A 1,504-nucleotide genomic window follows, 5' to 3' on the forward strand; every position below is an offset into this window, starting at 1 on the left:
GGAGAATTACCGCATCGCACTGACCGAGCCGATCTATCGCGATCTGCTCTGGCGCTCGCTTTACATCTCACTGACGGTCAGCGTGCTCACCGTCATCCTCGCCTACCCGATCGCCTATTTCATTTCCTTCCACGGCGGCCGTCACAAGAGCCTGTGGCTGTTCCTCATCACCATCCCGCTCTGGACCAGCTACCTGCTGCGGGTCATGTCGTGGAAGGTGATCCTCGGCTACAACGGCGTCTTGAATTCCGGCCTGATGGGCCTCGGCATCATCGACGAGCCTTCTACCGCGCTGCTCTACAATTCGAGCGCCGTCATCATCACGCTGACCCATGCCTGGGCGACCTTCGCCATCCTGCCGATCTTCGTTTCGCTGGAAAAAGTCGACCGTACGCTGGTCGAGGCTGCGACGGATCTCGGCGACGGCCCGCTGCGCTCCTTCCTGCGCGTGACCCTGCCGCTGTCGACGCCGGGGGTCATCTCGGCGATGCTCATCGTCATGATCCCGACGGTCGGCGACTATGTGACGCCGAAGCTGGTCGGCGGCAAGGACGGCGTCATGATCGCCAACGCCATCCAGGCGCAGTTCGGCAAGGCGTCGAACTGGCCGCTGGGCGCCGCGCTCTCCGTTACCACCATGGTGATCGTGACGCTGATGGCGGGCGCCACGGTGCTGATCATCCGCGCCGCGCAGAGGCTGGCTCGATGATGGCGATCAAACGCTTGCTCCCAGGCGGCTGGCTATCGGCCTATGCCTTCCTCTATGTCGCCTTCCTCTATCTGCCGGTCGTCTTCCTGCCGATCTTCTCGATCAACACCGCGGCGACACCGAAATTCCCGCTCTCGGGCGTCACCCTCAAATGGTACGAGGACCTGCCGCGCACGCCGGCGCTGATCGACGCCACCTGGAACAGCCTGATCGTCGGCGTCTCCGCTTCGGTCCTGTCGACCGTGCTTGGCATCCTGGCCGCCCGCTCGATCACCCGCTACCGCTACCCCGGCCGACGCGCCATCAACGGGCTGATCATGGCGCCGCTGGTGCTGCCGGAGGTCATCGTCGCCATTTCGATGCTCTTGGTGATGCTGCAGCTCGGCCTCAGCCTGTCGCTGTTCACCGTCGTGCTCGGCCATGTGCTGGTTTGCATCCCCTATTCGATGACGGTGCTGACCTCCGGCTTCGAGGGCTTCGACCGCAGCCTCGAGGAAGCCTCCGCCGATCTCGGCGAGAGTGCCTTCGGCACCTTCCGGCGGGTGACACTGCCGATGGTGATGCCGGCGATCATCTCCAGCCTGCTCGTCTGCTTCACCATCTCGCTCGACGAGTTCATCATCGCCTTCTTCCTGACCGGCACCGAGGCGACGCTGCCGATCTACATCTGGGGCCAGCTGCGATTCGCGGCCAAGCTGCCGGGTGTGCTGGCGCTGGGCACGCTGCTGCTCCTCGCTTCTTTCCTGCTGATGACCATTGCCGAGATCCTGCGCCGACGGGCGGCCAGGCGCACGC

Annotated in this window: 2 protein-coding genes; both read left to right on the top strand. The window is 64.2% G+C overall.

Annotated features, from left to right (window positions below; translation table 11 throughout):
• The coding region (locus EN742_RS34755) for an ABC transporter permease (RefSeq protein WP_148670515.1) at window positions 1–709 on the top strand (709 nt) is incomplete at its 5' end.
• Window positions 706–1,504: ABC transporter permease (locus EN742_RS34760; RefSeq protein WP_148670516.1), on the top strand; the 799-nt coding region annotated here is incomplete at its 3' end. The genes EN742_RS34755 and EN742_RS34760, both read left to right, overlap by 4 nt.

It is taken from the genome of Mesorhizobium sp. M4A.F.Ca.ET.020.02.1.1 (assembly GCF_004022645.1).
In the GTDB taxonomy this organism is placed as follows: domain Bacteria; phylum Pseudomonadota; class Alphaproteobacteria; order Rhizobiales; family Rhizobiaceae; genus Mesorhizobium.